This is a genomic window from Ferrovibrio sp., assembly GCF_019636075.1.
Lineage (GTDB): Bacteria > Pseudomonadota > Alphaproteobacteria > Ferrovibrionales > Ferrovibrionaceae > Ferrovibrio.
Genome location: NZ_JAHBYG010000011.1, coordinates 34,283 through 51,054, shown reverse-complemented (window position 1 = coordinate 51,054; position 16,772 = coordinate 34,283). Strand labels below are relative to the sequence as shown.

Sequence of the window (16,772 nt, the reverse complement as noted above, 5' to 3'; positions counted from 1 at the left end):
TGTTAGACCCAATACGCGATGCGCGTTTGCAGGCGCATAGCAATCAGCAGCGTCAGTAGCCAGCCGAAAGCAGTGATGCTCAGCATGATGATAATGGTGTGAAGCGGCGGCATGCTGCCGAGCATGGGGGCGCGCAGTAGTTCAACGAAATGGTAGAGTGGGTTGAAGTCGGCGATAAAGCCGCGTGGGCCCAGCATGTCGCGTAACCAGAAGACTGGTGTGATCAGGAATAGCAAATTGGTAATGACTGAGACCAGCGGCGGGAGGTCGCGGTAGCGGGCGCAGAGCAAACCGAAAATCAATGTGATCCAAACGCCATTGCAGGCCAGCAGCGCCAGTGCCGGCAATGCGAAAAGAGTGGACCATGTGATCGGCGTGCCGGCAATCAGCACCGTGGCGGCTACGACAAGAAGATTATGCCCGAATATCACGGTGTTGCTGACAACGGCGCGGATGGCATGGGCCATAATCGGGAGATTTTGATCGCGCATTGTGCCGGCTTGCCGGGTCAGGGCCGTGCAACCCTCGTTGATCAGTGAATTGACATAGCCCCAGCTGGACAGGCCGGCCACCAGATAAGGGATGTAATGCCTGATTTCCATATTGAACAGCGCAGAATAGACCACGGCAAGGCCGGCTGCCGTCATCAGGAAGCTGATGGTGAGCCAGAACGGCCCTAGGATCGATCGCCGATAGCGTAACGATATATCGAGCAGCGCGAAATTCCACCAGTAACGCCAGTGCAGAAAGCCACTGGCCCAGTCACGGAGAATGAAAAGCAGGTTGCGCTTCATTGCCCGAGCGGCCAGGAGAAGCGTTCGGCCATGGCTGGCGGGATCAGCCGTGTGGCCCGTGCGGCTTGTTCGGAGCTGAAGACGCGGCGCCATTCATCCACTTCGCCCCGGCGGAAATGTTTTACGTCTTCAGCCTTCAGTGGTGGTTTGATGAAGCGTTCGGCGGGAATGCCGAAGAATTCCAGCGCATGTCCGATGAAGGCTTCCTGGTCCGCTGCCATATCTTCGAAACGGGTGAAGCCTATGCGTAGTGTCCCACCATTGGCCATTGCCTCGGCCTCTGCGCGCAGCCAGCCATCAACCCATTCGATGAGAAGCGGCAACCAATGGTCGATGCCCCAATCCAGCCGTTGCTCGAAGGGCAGGGAGTAGAAATCCGCCGGCAGCGGCGGATAGACAAACTTCAACGTTGCCGCCTCGTTGGCTCGGAAGGATGGGTCGGCCAGGTAATGTACGTAAGACAAAGTTGCCTGACGGGGATCGCGCAGGTGCACCATTATGCGATCAACGTGACGCGCGATATGAGTCAGGTTGATCCGGCTTGCGCCGAAATGGTCCTGGCTGATGCAATTGCCTTCGGAGAGAATGCGCAATTCAGGTTGGCGGATCACATCGTCGGGAAAATATTGATGGCTGACGATCCTGCTGTCGATTTTCAACCCGGCCTCGAACAAACCACTGATGAAGTATGTGCCGGATTTAGGCATTGTCGTCACCAGCATCGGTGGAAGCTTGATGCGTGCAACCGTCTGGCGCAGGTGCTCCAATTCAGCTTGTTGCGCGGCGATCTGGTTTTGCAACGCTGTGGCCTCCGCCTTGGCGGCTGCAAACTGAGCATCGGCTTGGGCGTTAGCTGCAGCCAGCCGGGCCTCGGCTTCGGCACGATGGGCAGCTAATTGTCGTTCAGTTTCCTGCAACCGTGCCGTCAGGTCCGGCACTTTGTCCTGACTGCTTTGGCGCGCTAGCAGTTTCTGCAGTTGCTTGAAGATATCGTCGCGCTCCGCCAGAATCCGCTTGAAAGCGCCAGATAGATCGGCAGCACGGGTGTCGGCGGCAGCTATAGTGTTGTAGGCGACCTCGAGATTGCGCTCTGTCTCGGCAAGGCGGGCCAGCACTTGTTCGTGCGCGGTTCTTAGCTCCAAAAGGGCATTCGCTGCTCCATCGCGTTCGGCGGTGCGTTGCCCGAGAGTCGTCTGCGCAACGTCTCGTTCGGCTCGTGCTGCATCTCGCTCGGCCGTCAATTGCGCGATCTGCTGGCGGCCCGCGTCGCGTTCCATTTCCGCGCCGCTGAGACGGGCGCGAATAGCACGCGGCGTGGTGAGGCGATATTTAGTGGAGTTATAAGCGCGACGAATAATTTCGCCCCAGCCGATGCGGTGTCCTCGCTTGTATTCCCGCAGCCACCACGTGGCATAGGGCAGCAGCAAATCCCAATCCATACGGCGGGCCATGACCGGCATGATACCCTTGCCCCAGACCGAGAAAAAAGCCGGTGCACGGCGGAGCGCACGGCGGATATCGCGGAAATCCCGTTTGCTGAATAGTTTCAGCATTTCCTCCTGCACTTCACGCAATTTCGCTGGAGAGCGCATGCCTGTGTAGGAATAGGATTGTGGATTCGCCCGGATATAGGCCAGCGGCTTAGCAACCACGCAAGCGCCGTGACGAAGGGTCAGAATGGTGTATGCGACCAGATCGGAGTGCCATTCCAATGCGTTCACGAAGCCGCCTATGGCGCGTAGCTTCGCGCAATCCACCACCGCGGTATTGCCTGCGATCGGCAGATAGGCCCTCTGCATTCTGGCCACCACGGCGGCAGGATCGAGCATTTCGGGCAAATCGCCTAGATTAAAGATATGAGCAACACCTGGCGTGGTGGCAAAACGCACGGCTAGCTCATTGGACGGATCGGTGCCGCGTAGTTCCACGGTTTCAGAAAAACAAAGTCCGGCTTCCGGGTGCCGCTCCAGAACCGGCATAGATTCCGTCAGGAAATCTGGCAGCAGACGGTCGTCTGACGCGGTCCAGACCATATGTGTGGTGGTTATCAAGGGAAGCACGCGCTCGATGGTCGCTTGCAGGCCGATATTGCTCTCGTTCTGCATGAATCGGATACGTGGATGGGCTTTCACATATTCGGCCATGATGGCGCGGCTATTGTCGGTGGAGCCATCGTCGACCAGGATGATTTCATCCGCCGGTCTGAATTGGCCTACGATACCATCCAGCGCGCTGCGCAGATAATGCCCTTGATTGTAGTTGGACAACAGGATGGTGACGCTCGGGCGGCGTGACGGCACGGCGCTAGACTGGTCGGAATCTGTGCTACGCGCTTCTATTGTCATTTCGCCTGGGCTGCCTGGCTATGGCGTTCGCGTTCCCTCTCGGCCAGATCATTAAAGGCGGGGTCGGCATGACCATAGAGCACTTGCAGGCCATCCTCCATGCAGGGGCCGCAAAGATCATGTTTGCGCTGGCGCGCTTGTATTTCGGCGAGCGGCACATCCAGGTAATTTCCTATGCGGTTGCTCTCACGTGCTGAAACCGCGCAACACAGGTAAACCTCTCCGGTGGTGTCGATGGTCAGGTAATTGTAGAGATCGCAATCTTTCAGGTGATGCTCACGGCTGATGGCGGCAGCCTGCTTGGGCTCCAGGGCAAGGCGGTCGATCAGTGCCTGGTCCTCGGCTGTCAGCTTGGTGAATGGTTTGTCCGGATGCAGATAAGTCAGCATCTTCTCCACCGGCATGAAATACGCCCAGGCCTTTACGAAGCGGAACCCGAGACTTTCGGCAAAAGCCTTCATCGCGGCTTCGTCGGCTTCGTTATCGAGATAGCGATGGTAGAAGACTTCGATATCGGTTTTGGCATTCTGGCGGTCACGTGCGGCGGCAAGACGACGCATGTTGTCTTTAACCCGCTCGATATTGCCGTGGCGGTGGCCACGTTCATATATTTCCTGAGTGAATCCGGAAACCGAAATGCGAATCCAGTCCACTCCGGAGGCCAGCAATGCGTCTTCACGCTCCAACTTGTTCAGGTTGGTGCTGATCGAGGTGAACAGGCCGAAGGATTTCACCAGTGTCAGCAACTCCGCGATGTTGGGATGCAGCAGCGGTTCGGTCCAGTTATAGAGGCCGACGCTTTTCACCGTCGCTTCCGAGACAGCTTTTTCCAATAGGCGCCGCAACAGGTCGGGGCTCATCAGGCCGCCCTCAGAGAGGGCCTCGCCTTTGGTCCAGTTGCCTACCGGGCAGGATGGGCAGCGCAAATTGCAATGGCTGAACACATCGATATAAAAAACCAACTCAGGCTTCGCAGTGGTGCTGGCCGGTGGTTGAACCGCTATGGCGGGCGCAGGTAAGGCCGCATTGGGGCGTGTTGCCATAGGAGCTTGAGATGCGGGCGCGATTAAGTCCTGCGGACCGACATCAATCTGCCAAGGCTCTGGATCCCAATCGGGCTGCGCACGTTTTACAATGTGTTCAATCGGACCGATGGAATTCCTTGGATCGGGATTGACCCAGCCCCAGACCAGTCTTGCTGCATCGTGGAAATCACCGCCCGCCGGGTTGAAATAAATCCCGGGTCGCCCTGCTGCCAGGGCTGCTAGTCCCAGGGCATCCAGCACACCGATGTAGATATCACTCTTTTCTGCGAAGGCGAATATTTCATGTTGGGAGCAGCCATGGCGCAGAGCTGGCCATATGTCAGGACTCTTCGACCAAACATCCCAATCCGATGCTGGGTGCCGCGAATTGCTGAGCAGGCAAAAGCCAAGGCCGGGTATGCGTTGCTGCAGTTGCTGCAGGCTGGGTAGCCAACGCAACAATTCAGCATCGCTATAGCCTTCTTGATCGCTTGGCAGATTAAGCGCCACGATCATACGTCCGGGAAAGATGGTCTTCACCCGGTCGTTGAACAATCGGCGCGCCTCTATAGGTTGATGCAGCAGCCGGCTAGGTTGGCTTTGGTCAATGGTGCGGGCAAAATCGGTATGCTCGGCACGAAGATCGAATGGCGGTGCCATATCGGCCGTGATGCGTCCGCGCTCACGCAACGTGGCGCCATTCAAGACACGTGCGTCCTTTTGTGATGCATCCCAGTGGATGCTGAAGTTACAAAAGCCTCCGGACAGGCAGAGCAGTGAAAGCAAGCCATCCAACTGCGTATCCATGCCGTCGCCTTCGACCAGCAGGGTGCCATGAATTGCAAGCGTAGGTGGGATTTCAGGGTTGTGGGCGCGCAGCCAATATTGCCATAGCAGGAAGTTCCGTTTTTCCCGTGCTCCAACAGGGCCCATGATCCGAGCCTGAAAATTCATCTTATCGGCGTAGCGTAATTCCCGGAACTTCAACCGCGCCTGCATGTTGATCATGAGACGCTGCCGCCAGGGCTTGGTGCTGCGGGAGCCGAACCGCGCCAGGATACCGAGGATGCGCTGCGGCGGCGTTTCGGTCCAGGAAAAGGCATGTAAGCGCAATGCCCAGGATGCTGCAGTTTTCAGTTCCTGGTAGGTGCGGTAAAAATAATATGCAGGCGGTTGTCTCATTGCGCTGCACCTGCTTCTGCTGCTGCCTTTTTACGATAAAGCTGCATCAGGGGACTATTTGCTGCATGTACAACACCAAGATAATCCAGCAGCATGGCTGCGTCTTCCCGCGCCCAGTGCAGATATTGGTGCTGCTTGGCAAAAGGATAGGCCGTTGCCCCCACGGGAATCTCCGCATAGTGAGAGAAGACTGGCTCGACCCCGGTTATGAAGTAGGGTGCGCCGCTGAATGTTGCCATGGTGGCGAAACCGCTGGATGTGCCCATGAACATATCTGCATTGGCCAACAGCGCTAGTTCATGCGCCAGGCCATAACCTAGTGCGCGCAGGATCGTCACATTCTCCAATGCCAAGAGACGGCGGTCTGCCTCTGCATAAGCGCCGAGCATGACAAAATGTACATCGGGATGAGTGCGTCTTGCGCGGCCGAAAAAGGCAATCCACTCATCCATCGGGGCATCGCGGTAGATAGTGCTTGGCGTCGTGGTCAGGCCGCTCTGGCGCGGATTGACGCAAACCAGGAAACGGTCTTTGAAAAGGGTGTCACGCAGCTGTTTGGCCCAGCGGTCGTAGCCGCGCGGCGCCCCGAGTTGCGGCAGGCGGCCATGCTGTTTGTGGAATCCATTGATCAGCGCGTGGCCCATCGGATAGTTCATCTGCCGCCGCAGATGCTGCTCTAACGATGGCCATACAGAAACGCCACTGGCATGAAGCTGTTCAAGCACCAATCCCGCTTGCAGGCCATAGTCGCGCAGCAAGCGCAGCGCACCCGGCAGAGGGTTGCACAGGAAGGCAGGAAAAAGATTGTCGAGATGGGTTAGGTAATTGTCAGGTGTGATATGCCCTTGCTGTGGGGCCGACGGAGCATAGGGCAGGATATGGATATAGATATCCATTCCGTTGCATTTAGCATCCTCGGCCTGGCAGGCAAGGTTGACCATGGTGGTTAGCACGTCACCGAGTGCATAATGTTGATAACCGAAGTCGAAAAAGGCGGCAAAGCGATCGCGAGGTATGGAAGATAGCAGCGCGGCATATTCATGACGCGCTTGACGCCAGAGGCGATACCTGTTCGCTAGCTTCGCAACGATGCTCACGGCTTGATCAACCCCTGTTCGATGATCATTTTACTCACGGCCTGCGCATAGAACTCCATGCCCCAGAGTGAAGGATGGAAATTGACTTCGGTAACATTCATGCGCTCTGGCTTTTCGACGGGGAGAGTCACGTAGTCGAGCGTTTGCAGGGCTTTATGGTTTGCAATGCTTTCAAGCGACTGCAACAGCTTCTCGCGCGCTGGAGTCAGCAGATACTCGGTTCCATCCTTTACCTCGGGATAGAAGGCCAAGTGCACCAGTTGCCAAGGCACCCCGATGCTATTCAGATCCTTTATCTCATCTACAAACCCGGGAATCTCGTTATATGTTAATTCGGTGATGCGGGGATTTTGAGGGTTTTTGTAGTTGCGGAAGATGGAGTGTACCGCGTTGCGATGAACAATCAGATTGTAAAGGAATGAATGCCGAAAGGTGAAGATGCTTACGGTTTCCGCGCGATCTTCCATGACAGCTGAGATGTAGCGCGCGTATTTGTCCTCGATTTCTTCGACGACCTGGTCGCGCTTGCCCTGTGTTCGGGTACACCAGTCGTATGTGGCGCCGGGGTGAAGCAAGAAGGTGTCGGCTGCGCGGTTGAGGGGCGGGTTTGGATCTGGATCAAGCGTGGTCAGAACCCGGTCTTCGCCATTCTTAACGACGGCGGTTCGCCAGAATCGGTCGCGGTCTATGTCATCTGTAATGAAGGTAATTAGTGCCAGATCCGGTTTGAATTCCTTCAGCTTCGCACGGGCCAGCGTCACCATTTGTAGGACGCCATAGCCATCACGGCCAAAATTTATAACGCGGACCTTCTTGTTGAGGCGCTTCTGCAATTCATCTTGCAAAGCTTGCGGCCAATTGCGGCCATTTACATGGAATGCTGCCCATGAGTCGCCGAATACGGCAATCTTAATTTCCGCATCTTTATAGTCAGGCTGCTCCGGGCCGATATTGCCGTCGCTGTTGATGACATCGAGAACGGCGCAACCGCGCACCAGCCCGTCCGCGAGCATGGTCAGGTCGATTTTGCGTTTTGGCGGATATACGTATCCGAAGTCTTTATCGAATTCCCAGTGCGATATGCTGTAGGTAGCCAGAGAGGCCTTCGTATCTACAGGTTTCACTGTGAAAACATAGGGATCTTTAAAAGCAATATAGGCACGAATCATAATTTCCGAGCCCACCAGGCCTAGGATCAGACTGATCAGGGTCATGGCGAGGTATAATTGGACTTGGCGATTGCGTTTCATCGTTTCTCAACAGGCAATGGGTCAAGGGAGAACATCAAAACGAGCGAGGAAATCTATTTCGCCGTCTGCAGGGACAATTGTGCCCTGGCCGAGCAAAAGGCGAAACCACCCTTGCAATACAGATGCGGATGGGTCGATGGAGCTGCTTATCGTAATGTCGGTCCATTCAGGCCCGATTTTGGTAACTGGTATCTGGGCCACCTTATGCCCATCGTAAATATAGATTGACCCGGTATCGAGGCTGATCGGCTTTTCGGCGCGGGCGGCGATGGTCAGCGTGACTTCCTTACCGCGGAAGACCGCTGCGTCGGGAAACTGGAAGCCGATGCGCCAATCCACTGCGGAGCCTGGGCTGCCCGGGGCTTTGAAGTACTTGAGGCGGCAGGTCGGTTTTCCGTTGAAGGGTACGCCGTCGGCTTGTGCAATCACTTCGGGAGCGGGTTTGCTGCCATCAAAGCGGTAGGAGGTCCATTTGTTCTCTGTGCGCGTAGAGCCTGTGAGTGCCAACACAGAGTCAGACATTTCGACGGGACAGCGATGCGCAACGAATGGCGAAGCTGCAGCTGGGGCAGGTGGCGTGGGCGCCTCGTAAGGACGATCACTGGGCGATACTTCCATCGCAAAATGAATCTTGCCTTCCTGTGGCTTAATCGTGCCGTCTCCAAGCACCAATCTGAACCATGATTCGAAGCTGCCTGCATCCTTGGAAACCGGGCCAATTACATCAATCGTCTGCCAGTTTTGATCTATGCGGCGCACCGCTTTTCCGGTTACGGATCGGCCATCGTAGAAATAGGCCGTTCCAGTGCTCAGTTCGACAGGAACACTGGATTTCACCCATACCCGCAACTGCACCATCTTTCCTCGGAAAGGCGCAACATCGACGGCGGTGTTGCCAATGCGCCAGTCGATGCCTTGGCCGGCTTCATGGGCTTTGAAGCTGAGTTCGCAGGTATTGCTGAAAGGCATACCGCTGGCTGCGGATTTACTTTGGTCGACCCGCACCGAAGGCGCTTTGACGTTACCGTCTTCGGTCCAAATCAGCCATTTGTTATCAAAGGTCTTGGCGAATTCTGCTTTGGCCTCGATTGGACAGGTAACGATCGGCCGGCGGCTCGTATTGACGGGTTGGTCGGTCAACAGCAGCAGTGCAAGCGTAGCCAAACCCATGACCACAATCGGCGCCAAAAAGAACACCAAGAGCCTTTTCATTCAAACCATTCCCTTGACAGAAAGTAGCCCGGCAACGCGCGGACCATATAGCATGTGACGATGCTGCACGTAACAATTTCCCTGTTTTCGGGTTGTCTTTTGAAATACGCAGCGGGTTATAGCATGCGGCAGGGGTATTGGTTATCCATGCTGGCTTTTGCAGGGAAGTGGAATGGGACTATAATCCTATAAAATTATCTGGCGGTATGATTCTTGCGCCGCCTATTCAACTTCAGATTTTTCGGTACTAGAAGCCCGCAATCTGTCTCTTGTTATCGCAGCAAGCGTTTCGCAATTCTCCAGTGCTATTGGTAATAGGTGTGCTATAGGCAACCGGCCTGAAAAAAAGCGGTATTGCTCTGTTTGTGCCGCACAAGGCGCTTTTGATGGGGGGGTAGTTTGCAGGACAGGTTTAAAGACTACACGCTGATCATTCCGGCGCATAACCGCACGCAAATGCTGGACCGCTTGCTTGGCTTCCTCGAGCGCAGCAAAGCCCCGTTTCCGATCGTGGTATTCGACTCCAGCCGTGCCGATTTGCTGGAAATCAATCGCGCCCGCGCGGAAGCATCGCCGCTCGACGTAACCTTCATGCCGTTTCCGCCCAATATCCACCCCTATGATAAATTCTATGAGGGGGCGAAGACGATCAAAACGACCTACTGCTCCATGATCGCCGACGACGACCTGGTGTTGTTGCCAGCGCTGGCCAAATGCCTTGATGCGCTTAAGGCGACGCCGGATGCCATTGGCGCCCATGGCATTTATTTCAATTTCATCGAGGATAAGGATTATTTCAATATCAGCTACACCGTACAGCGCCATGCTGCCTTGCAGCAGCCGACGCCATACAAGCGTGTATTGTGGTTGATGCGGCATTACGATGTGATGATGTATGCAGTGTTCCGCACGCCGGTTTTCGTCGCCAAATGGAAGGGATGTGACCGCCTCAAAACCACATTGCTGGCTGAGATTTGGTCAGGCCTTTCGGCTGCTGCTGCGGGCAATATCCTGCGGTTGGATGATTTCTATCTAGGACGCAGCACGGGCGAATCGCTCTCGCCCGCCATGTGGCATCCGCACCAGATTTTTTGCCAATCGCCACAGGCTTTGTTTCAGGATTATCCTGCTTTCCGGCAGTTGCTGATTGATCGTGTCAAGGAATGTGGAGAACTCACCCCGGATGATATCCTGACAATCGGGTTTGATTTGTATGGACTGGATTATATCAAACCATTCGTCCGCAAAGATGTGATCGATTTGATTATTGAAGATCGCATGGCTGGGATGGATGCGCGCTCTACCGCGGAGCATCTCTGGCAACGTTTCGTCAATTCCACCCGCGCCATTCATCCAGTGGATCGATTATTCGGCGCATCCGGTCGAGATTTTGCACCGGATCATCTGATGGGGCAGCATTCCCCACGCGACTTTTTGCAGCCTGCCCGCATCCATGACGGTACAATGCGAACCTATAAGCTGTTTTACGAGTTCATATACCCGGAACTTAAGCCGCCGCACGCCTATACGCGAGAGACCCTGGTTGACCTGCTGACGCAGCTTTCAAATTATTGAAGCTGCGTGAAGGGTTGGTTTTTGGGGTTGTCAGCCGCGCAGAACGTAGTCGGTCGGCCAGTCCTTGATCTCGTCGAAATATTTGCGGCCCCAGGCAACCATCTCGGCAAGGCCCTCTTCCCAGGTGATTTCGGCTTTCCAGCCTGCATCGCGCATGATCGCTGAGGAATCCAGCCAATAGCGGGCATCCTGGCCCAGACGGTCGCCGGTCACCTCGCAAAGCTGATCGAATGGCACGCCGAGGGCTTCCGCGGTTAATTCCACCACGCGACGGATAGCGGTGGGCTGTTCCGGGCCGCAATTATAAACAGTACCCAGCGGGGCCTTTTCGCAGACCATTAGGATTGCGCGCGCCAGATCGCGGGCGTGGATGTAGGATTTTTCTGCGCGGCCGCCGCCATGCAGCGGCAACTTGATGCCTTTCAAGCCGCACACCACAGCCTTGGGGATAACGCGATGCAGCAACTGACCCGGGCAATAAGCATTGGAGGGCCTGATGATGTTCATCGGGAATTTGAGGAATTTCTGTGCAGAAAGCAGATACAGATCGAATGCTGCCTTTGAGGCGGCATAGGGGCTGGAGGGACGGATCGGGTCGTCTTCGGTGGCTGCATGCTCCACAGAGCCATAAAGCTCCGAGGTGCCGATCTGGATGAATCGCTCTACGTAGTCGCGCTTCATCAATTCCTCGACGAAGCGGGTCAATGCCATGCTGTTGGTTTCGAAAAAGCGCCAGGAATGCTTCCAGGAAACGGCGCCTTCGCCTTGAGCTGCATAATTGATGATGATTTCCGGTCGCTCTTTATCGAGCAACTCCATCAGCAGGTCGAGTTCATAAGTGACATGCCGTGCATGGTATTCATAATTCTTGCGCTTCTCGATTCCGAGCGAAAACGGTTCAGGGCGGAGAGAATTGCGGCCGATGCCCAGCACTTTTTTGGGATCGGCGTGATCCAGCAGGTAAAGCGCCGTATGGATGCCGAATGAGCCGCCACCACCGATCACTGCATAAGTCTTTGCCATCGCTCTGCCTGCAAGAATTGTATAGGTAGGGTGTATAGGATTGGTGGCATTACCTTGATCGGTTTAGATGCCAACCGACGCCGACTGAAACTCTCCGGTCCCCGAGCGCTTGTCAATCCTCGGTAGAGGCGGGTTGTAACCGGATCCTATCTGGACAGCGAATCCGTTATCTCTTCCTATGCCAGCTTTTTCGCTGCGTTGGATATCGCGTTGTAAATCGGTTTGTCGCTTATCGATGAGCCGATCGCGTTAATGGGGGCAAAAGTATCGGGTCAGCCGATGGTAATTTCGATTCGTATTTCATGTGATTGATCAGGAAGACTTTGGTTGCGGGCGGCGCCATCATGGTATGACGATGCTTTCCAGCCCACCTTGGCCCGTTAGGGCTTCGGCTAAGTAATGGCCAAGTCAATATCGATATCTTTGGTGTCTCGGGGCGTTAAAGACGCCTGGAAAGAGGCCTGGCAGTCATTAGCTCCATATAAAGTGGCTGTTTTTCGCAAAAAATTAAAAAATTAATCCTGCCGGGTTTGGGCAAAAAGTTGCTGAACACGCCGATAAGTAGCGGATATTTTTTTAATTATGCCGTAAACTTACCACCTTGGTTTGTATTCACTGGGCCGCAACGGTTAAAAGAGTATGGCAGAAGGCGTGGATATCGAAGGCGGATCGGCCTCCCAGGCCGCCGGCACGGGGGGCTGTGGTTGCCCAGCCTGCGTGACGGCAGCCTATACAGGCTTGGGTGGCGTTCCGTTTGAGTCGCTGGCCGAGTCCGCTGCCAGCGATGCCATTTATGGGGCGCCGAACACCACCAACGCATTGCTGAATCAATACGGCTTGTATTGGAACGGCGGCACTACCGGCACCGGCGCCACGGTAAGCTATAGTTTCATGACCTCGACGCCGTTCCGCTACCAGCAACTGGTGGCGCTGAGCGGAAATGACCCCGAGGATGTCGCCGAACTCGCCAGTTTGAATGCTTTCAACGCGCAGCAGCAGCAGGCGACGCGGGAAATTCTCGCTCTATATGCTGAAGTGTGCAATCTCACATTCGTCGAGGTGGCGTACAACGCCTCGAGCAGCACCGGCGCCAATATAGAATTCGCCAATACCAATCAGTCCGATACGCTCGGTTATGCCTATTACCCCAATCAGTCGCTTTCGGGCTACAAGGTTGGCGGCGATGTTTTTATCGACAATTCGGTACGCAGTCCGACGGCTGGGAACCTCGATTACCTCGTGCTGCTGCATGAGATCGGCCATGCCCTCGGCCTGAAGCATACTTTCGAATCCGATGGCGGCGGCTCTACGCTCTCCGGCGCGGAGAATACCAATCAGTATTCGGTGATGGCGTATAACACCCACCCGAATTACAGCAGCATCTATCCGCTCACGCCGATGCTGTACGATATCCAGGCGCTGCAATTCATCTATGGCGTCAACACCACCACCCGCAGCGGCGACACCACTTATGGCTGGACCAGCTATTTCAGCGGCACCACGCAGATCCGCACCATTTGGGATGCCGGCGGCACCGATACCATCGACCTGACCGGAGCCACGGCCGGCCAGACCATCAATCTGAATGCCGGCAGTTTCAGCTCTATCAACGGCACCAATAACGTTGCCATCGCTTTCGGCGCCACCATCGAGAATGCGATCGGGGGCACCGGCAACGATACGATATACGGCAACGCTGCGAATAATATGCTCCAAGGCGGGGCAGGAAAAGACAGCCTGTATGGCGGTGCTGGCAACGATATAATTTATGGCGGCGCCGGCGTCGACTACATGAATGGCGGCGATGGCGACGATATTTTTTATGATTTGTATGAAGACCCGGGCGGCTTTGGAGGTTGGGGCATTAACGGCGGCAGTGGCTACGATATTGCCGATTTGTCAGCATCCGCGGTCGGAATTCAATCAAGCTACACCAACATCATCGATGTCGAATATCTTATCGGCAGCAATTTCTCTGACGTGGTTCAGGGGAGTATAAGCTCGACATATTCGATGACCTTCGTTTCCGGTTTGGGAGATGATACCTTTTACGCCGGTATGGGCGCCGATACTTTCAATGCGGGCGCGGGCACTGACTTGCTTAGCTACAGCAACTCTACTGCCGGGGTGAATGTAAACCTAGCCACCGCAAGTTTCTCGGGCGGTTTCGCGGCAGGAGATTCGGCGTCGGATGTCGAAAATGTCACCGGATCAAGCTATGCCGACGATCTGACAGGTACTGGCGCCGCTAATATTCTGGATGGTGGGAGCGGAAACGATACGATCCGAGGCGGGGGCGGAAACGATACAATTTATGGCGGAGGAGGAAATGACTGGCTTTATGGCGAAGATGGCGATGATGTAATTTACGCCGGAGCTGTTAACTTAAGCGATGGATCGTCCAACACGAATTGGATGGATGGTGGGAACGGCAACGACACGATTTATGGATCGTTTTCCATTGATACAATTTATGGCGGCTCCGGAGACGATGTTATCGATGGGGGCCAGGGTGCCGATACGATTTATGGCGGCTCTGGCAATGACTATATCGTAGGTGGCGGATACGGTGATTACATCTACGGCGAAGATGGCAATGACGTGCTATTTGCCTCCGCAATTAACAGCTATTCGTTTGACAATTATACAGCATATCTCAATGGTGGTGATGGTAATGATATGCTTTATGGCCATTTCTATGGCGATATATTCGTCGGTGGCAATGGTTCGGATACTGTAAACTACTCAATCGCAAATCTTGCCATAACGTTAAATCTTTCAACCGGCGTCGTGTCCGGCGGAGCGGCGGGGGACACTTTTTCCGGTATCGAGAATATCATCGGAACGAATTACGCCGATACGATAACTGGCGATAATGGCGACAACATAATCGAGGGTGGCTATGGCGCCGATACGTTGGTCGGTGGCGCGGGTATTGATACCGTAAGCTTTGCCAATGCAAGTGGCGGCGTGATGATGAATCTCGTCACGGGCGGTAGCTCAGGCGATGCGGCCGGCGATCAGTATAGCGGTTTTGAAAATATCATTGGTTCTGGATACGATGATCTTCTGGTTGGCGATACGAACGACAATGTTATCCGCGGCGGTGCGGGCGGCGACACGATCAATGGTAAGGCTGGCTTCGATTACGCCAGTTACGAAGGCTCCAATGCAGGGGTGAGCATCAACCTTGCCTATGGTGGTGCCTCGGGTGGCCATGCGCAGGGAGATATTCTTTCTGAAATAGAGGGTTTGATCGGCTCCAGCTTTGCGGACACTCTGATCGGCAATGCCGCCGCAAACATACTTTATGGCGGCGCCGGAGCCGACAGCATTACAGGTCGGGAAGGAGCAGATACAATCTATGGCGACGATGGCGATGATCGCATCGATGGCGGCTTCGGGGCAGACACGCTTTATGGCGGCACGGGTGCGGATTCGATCTGGGGCATGTCGGGCGCCGATATTATAGAGGGCGGCGCAGGAGACGACATCCTTTATGGCGGAGCGGATGACGATACGCTGCGCGGCGGCGACGGCAACGATACCTACAACTTCAATGTAGGCGACGGTGTCGACACCATCGAGGATAGCGGCGGCTACGATGTCATCAGATTCGGCGCCGGCATCACCGCGCTTGATGTGATTATGCAGCAATGGGGCAACGACCTTTATGTTTCGTTGCGCGATGCCAACAACCATGCCCTGCTGTCTTATGATCGCATGCTGATCAAGGATTTCTATACGGTGGAAAACCGCATAGAAGAACTGCGCTTTGTTGATGGCAGCGTGGTCAATCTGGGGGCTGCCAGCGTCATCAATGGCGATGTGGGGCCGGAGCATATCGTGGCGGCGGCCGGCGACGATTGGTTGCTCGGCGGTGGCGGCGATGATGTGCTCGAGTCCAATGACGGTAACGATACATTGGATGGCGGTACCGGCAACGACACATTAAGCGGCGGCGCTGGCGACGATACGTATAATTTCGGACGCGGCGGCCAGGTCGATACCCTGGTGGAAAGCAGCGGAAGCAACGACAGCATCGGTTTCGCGCGCGGCATCACGGCCTGGGACGTGATGATGCAGCAATGGGGCAACGACCTCTATGTTTCGCTGCGCGATGGCAATAATCATGCCTTGTTGTCGGTCGATCGCATTCTGGTCAAGGATTATTACACGGCCGGTGGATTGGTGGAAAATCTCCGCTTCGTGGATGGCACGGTTATCGACATTGCCGGCGCATCGGTAATCAACGGCGAAAATTCCAATGAGAACATCGTTTCCGCTTCCGGTAACGACTGGCTGCTGGGCGGCGGCGGAGACGATACGCTGACCGCCAATGCCGGCAACGATACTCTGGATGGCGGCACCGGCACGGATATGCTGTATGGCGGCACGGGCAATGATCGCTACGCCCTCTATACCGGCTCCGGATTCGATACGATCATTGAAAGCAATTTGGAAACCGGCAATGCCGACTCGCTCGGCCTTGGCTCTGGTATTACCGTTTGGAACATCGCTCTCGAAAAATCCGGCAACGATCTGATCGTTGGCATCACCGATGGCAGTCTGGCGTCGGCTTCCGCTGCGGCGGACCGTGCCTTGATGAAGGATTGGTATTCCGCGTCCAACAAAGTGGAATTCTTCGTCTTTGCCGATGGCACCAGGATCGACATGACCTATGGCACGATCCTGAACGGCTCGGCCTCAGACGATACGCTGACCGGCGGCAGCGGCGTCGATTGGATGCTCGGCAATGCCGGTAACGATACATTGAATGGGGGCGGCGGCAATGACGTGCTGGGCGGCGGAGCGGGCATAGATACATTGGTGGGCGGAGCTGGCGCGGATAATTATCTGTTCGGGCGTGGCGATGGCGCCGACACCATTTCCGAAAACGACAGCACTATCGGCGTGGAAGATAATCTGCTTTTCGGCAGTTCGATCACAGCGGATCAACTTTGGCTCAGTCGTTCCGGCAACAATCTGGATATCGCCATCATCGGCACCTTCGATCATATCCAGATTCAGAACTGGTATTCGGGCAGCGAATATCGGGTGGAGCGTTTCCGGCTGGCCGATGGCAAACAGTTGATCGAGGGGCAAGTCCAGACTTTGGTGGATGCCATGGCGGGTTATTCCGTGCCTGCTTTCGGCGAAACGACACTGTCTAATCCAGCCTATGATCCATTGGAAACCCTCATTGCGGCCACCTGGCGTTAATGCTGCTTTGCGGCATATCGGAAAGCGTGGCTTTTTACCGGAAAAG

9 protein-coding genes are annotated in these 16,772 nt (G+C 55.2%); 2 read left to right on the top strand and 7 right to left on the bottom strand.

Going from position 1 to position 16,772, the window contains the following annotated elements; all coding sequences use genetic code 11:
- Nucleotides 1-2 precede the first annotated feature (2 nt).
- From KF827_RS07005 to KF827_RS06980, 6 genes are read right to left on the bottom strand one after another with little or no spacing between them, the layout of a single operon-like run.
- The gene (locus tag KF827_RS07005) at nt 3-794 is read right to left on the bottom strand and encodes an ABC transporter permease (RefSeq protein ID WP_291002491.1); all 792 of its coding nucleotides are present in this window, start codon (nt 792-794) and stop codon (nt 3-5) included.
- Complete coding sequence (locus KF827_RS07000) at nt 791-3,139, bottom strand: glycosyltransferase (RefSeq protein ID WP_291002488.1); 2,349 nt, start codon at nt 3,137-3,139, stop codon at nt 791-793. Before KF827_RS07000 ends, KF827_RS07005 begins: the two co-directional genes overlap by 4 nt.
- Nucleotides 3,136-5,346 (bottom strand): radical SAM protein, encoded by a 2,211-nt coding sequence (locus KF827_RS06995; RefSeq protein ID WP_291002485.1) that lies wholly within the window; start codon nt 5,344-5,346, stop codon nt 3,136-3,138. The genes KF827_RS07000 and KF827_RS06995 overlap by 4 nt, the downstream gene beginning before the upstream one ends.
- Complete coding sequence (locus KF827_RS06990; protein ID WP_291002482.1) at nt 5,343-6,443, bottom strand: hypothetical protein; 1,101 nt, start codon at nt 6,441-6,443, stop codon at nt 5,343-5,345. Before KF827_RS06990 ends, KF827_RS06995 begins: the two co-directional genes overlap by 4 nt.
- Nucleotides 6,440-7,693 (bottom strand): SGNH/GDSL hydrolase family protein, encoded by a 1,254-nt coding sequence (locus tag KF827_RS06985; RefSeq protein ID WP_291002479.1) that lies wholly within the window; start codon nt 7,691-7,693, stop codon nt 6,440-6,442. Before KF827_RS06985 ends, KF827_RS06990 begins: the two co-directional genes overlap by 4 nt.
- A gap of 21 nt (nt 7,694-7,714) precedes the next feature.
- Nucleotides 7,715-8,905: a hypothetical protein gene (locus tag KF827_RS06980; protein WP_291002476.1), complete on the bottom strand. Its 1,191-nt coding sequence runs from the start codon at nt 8,903-8,905 to the stop codon at nt 7,715-7,717.
- Between the two features lie 399 nt (nt 8,906-9,304).
- Between KF827_RS06980 and KF827_RS06975 the strand changes: the two genes are divergently transcribed.
- Complete coding sequence (locus KF827_RS06975; protein ID WP_291002467.1) at nt 9,305-10,480, top strand: TIGR00180 family glycosyltransferase; 1,176 nt, start codon at nt 9,305-9,307, stop codon at nt 10,478-10,480.
- A 30-nt stretch (nt 10,481-10,510) separates the two neighbouring features.
- On the opposite strand, the gene KF827_RS06970 is transcribed toward KF827_RS06975, so the two are convergent.
- Entirely contained in the window at nt 10,511-11,503 is a 993-nt protein-coding gene (locus KF827_RS06970) for an NAD-dependent epimerase/dehydratase family protein (RefSeq protein WP_291002464.1), read from the bottom strand.
- Between the two features lie 639 nt (nt 11,504-12,142).
- On the opposite strand from KF827_RS06970, the gene KF827_RS06965 reads away from it, so the two are divergent.
- Nucleotides 12,143-16,726 (top strand): calcium-binding protein, encoded by a 4,584-nt coding sequence (locus KF827_RS06965; protein ID WP_291002461.1) that lies wholly within the window; start codon nt 12,143-12,145, stop codon nt 16,724-16,726.
- The last annotated feature ends 46 nt before the right edge of the window (nt 16,727-16,772 follow it).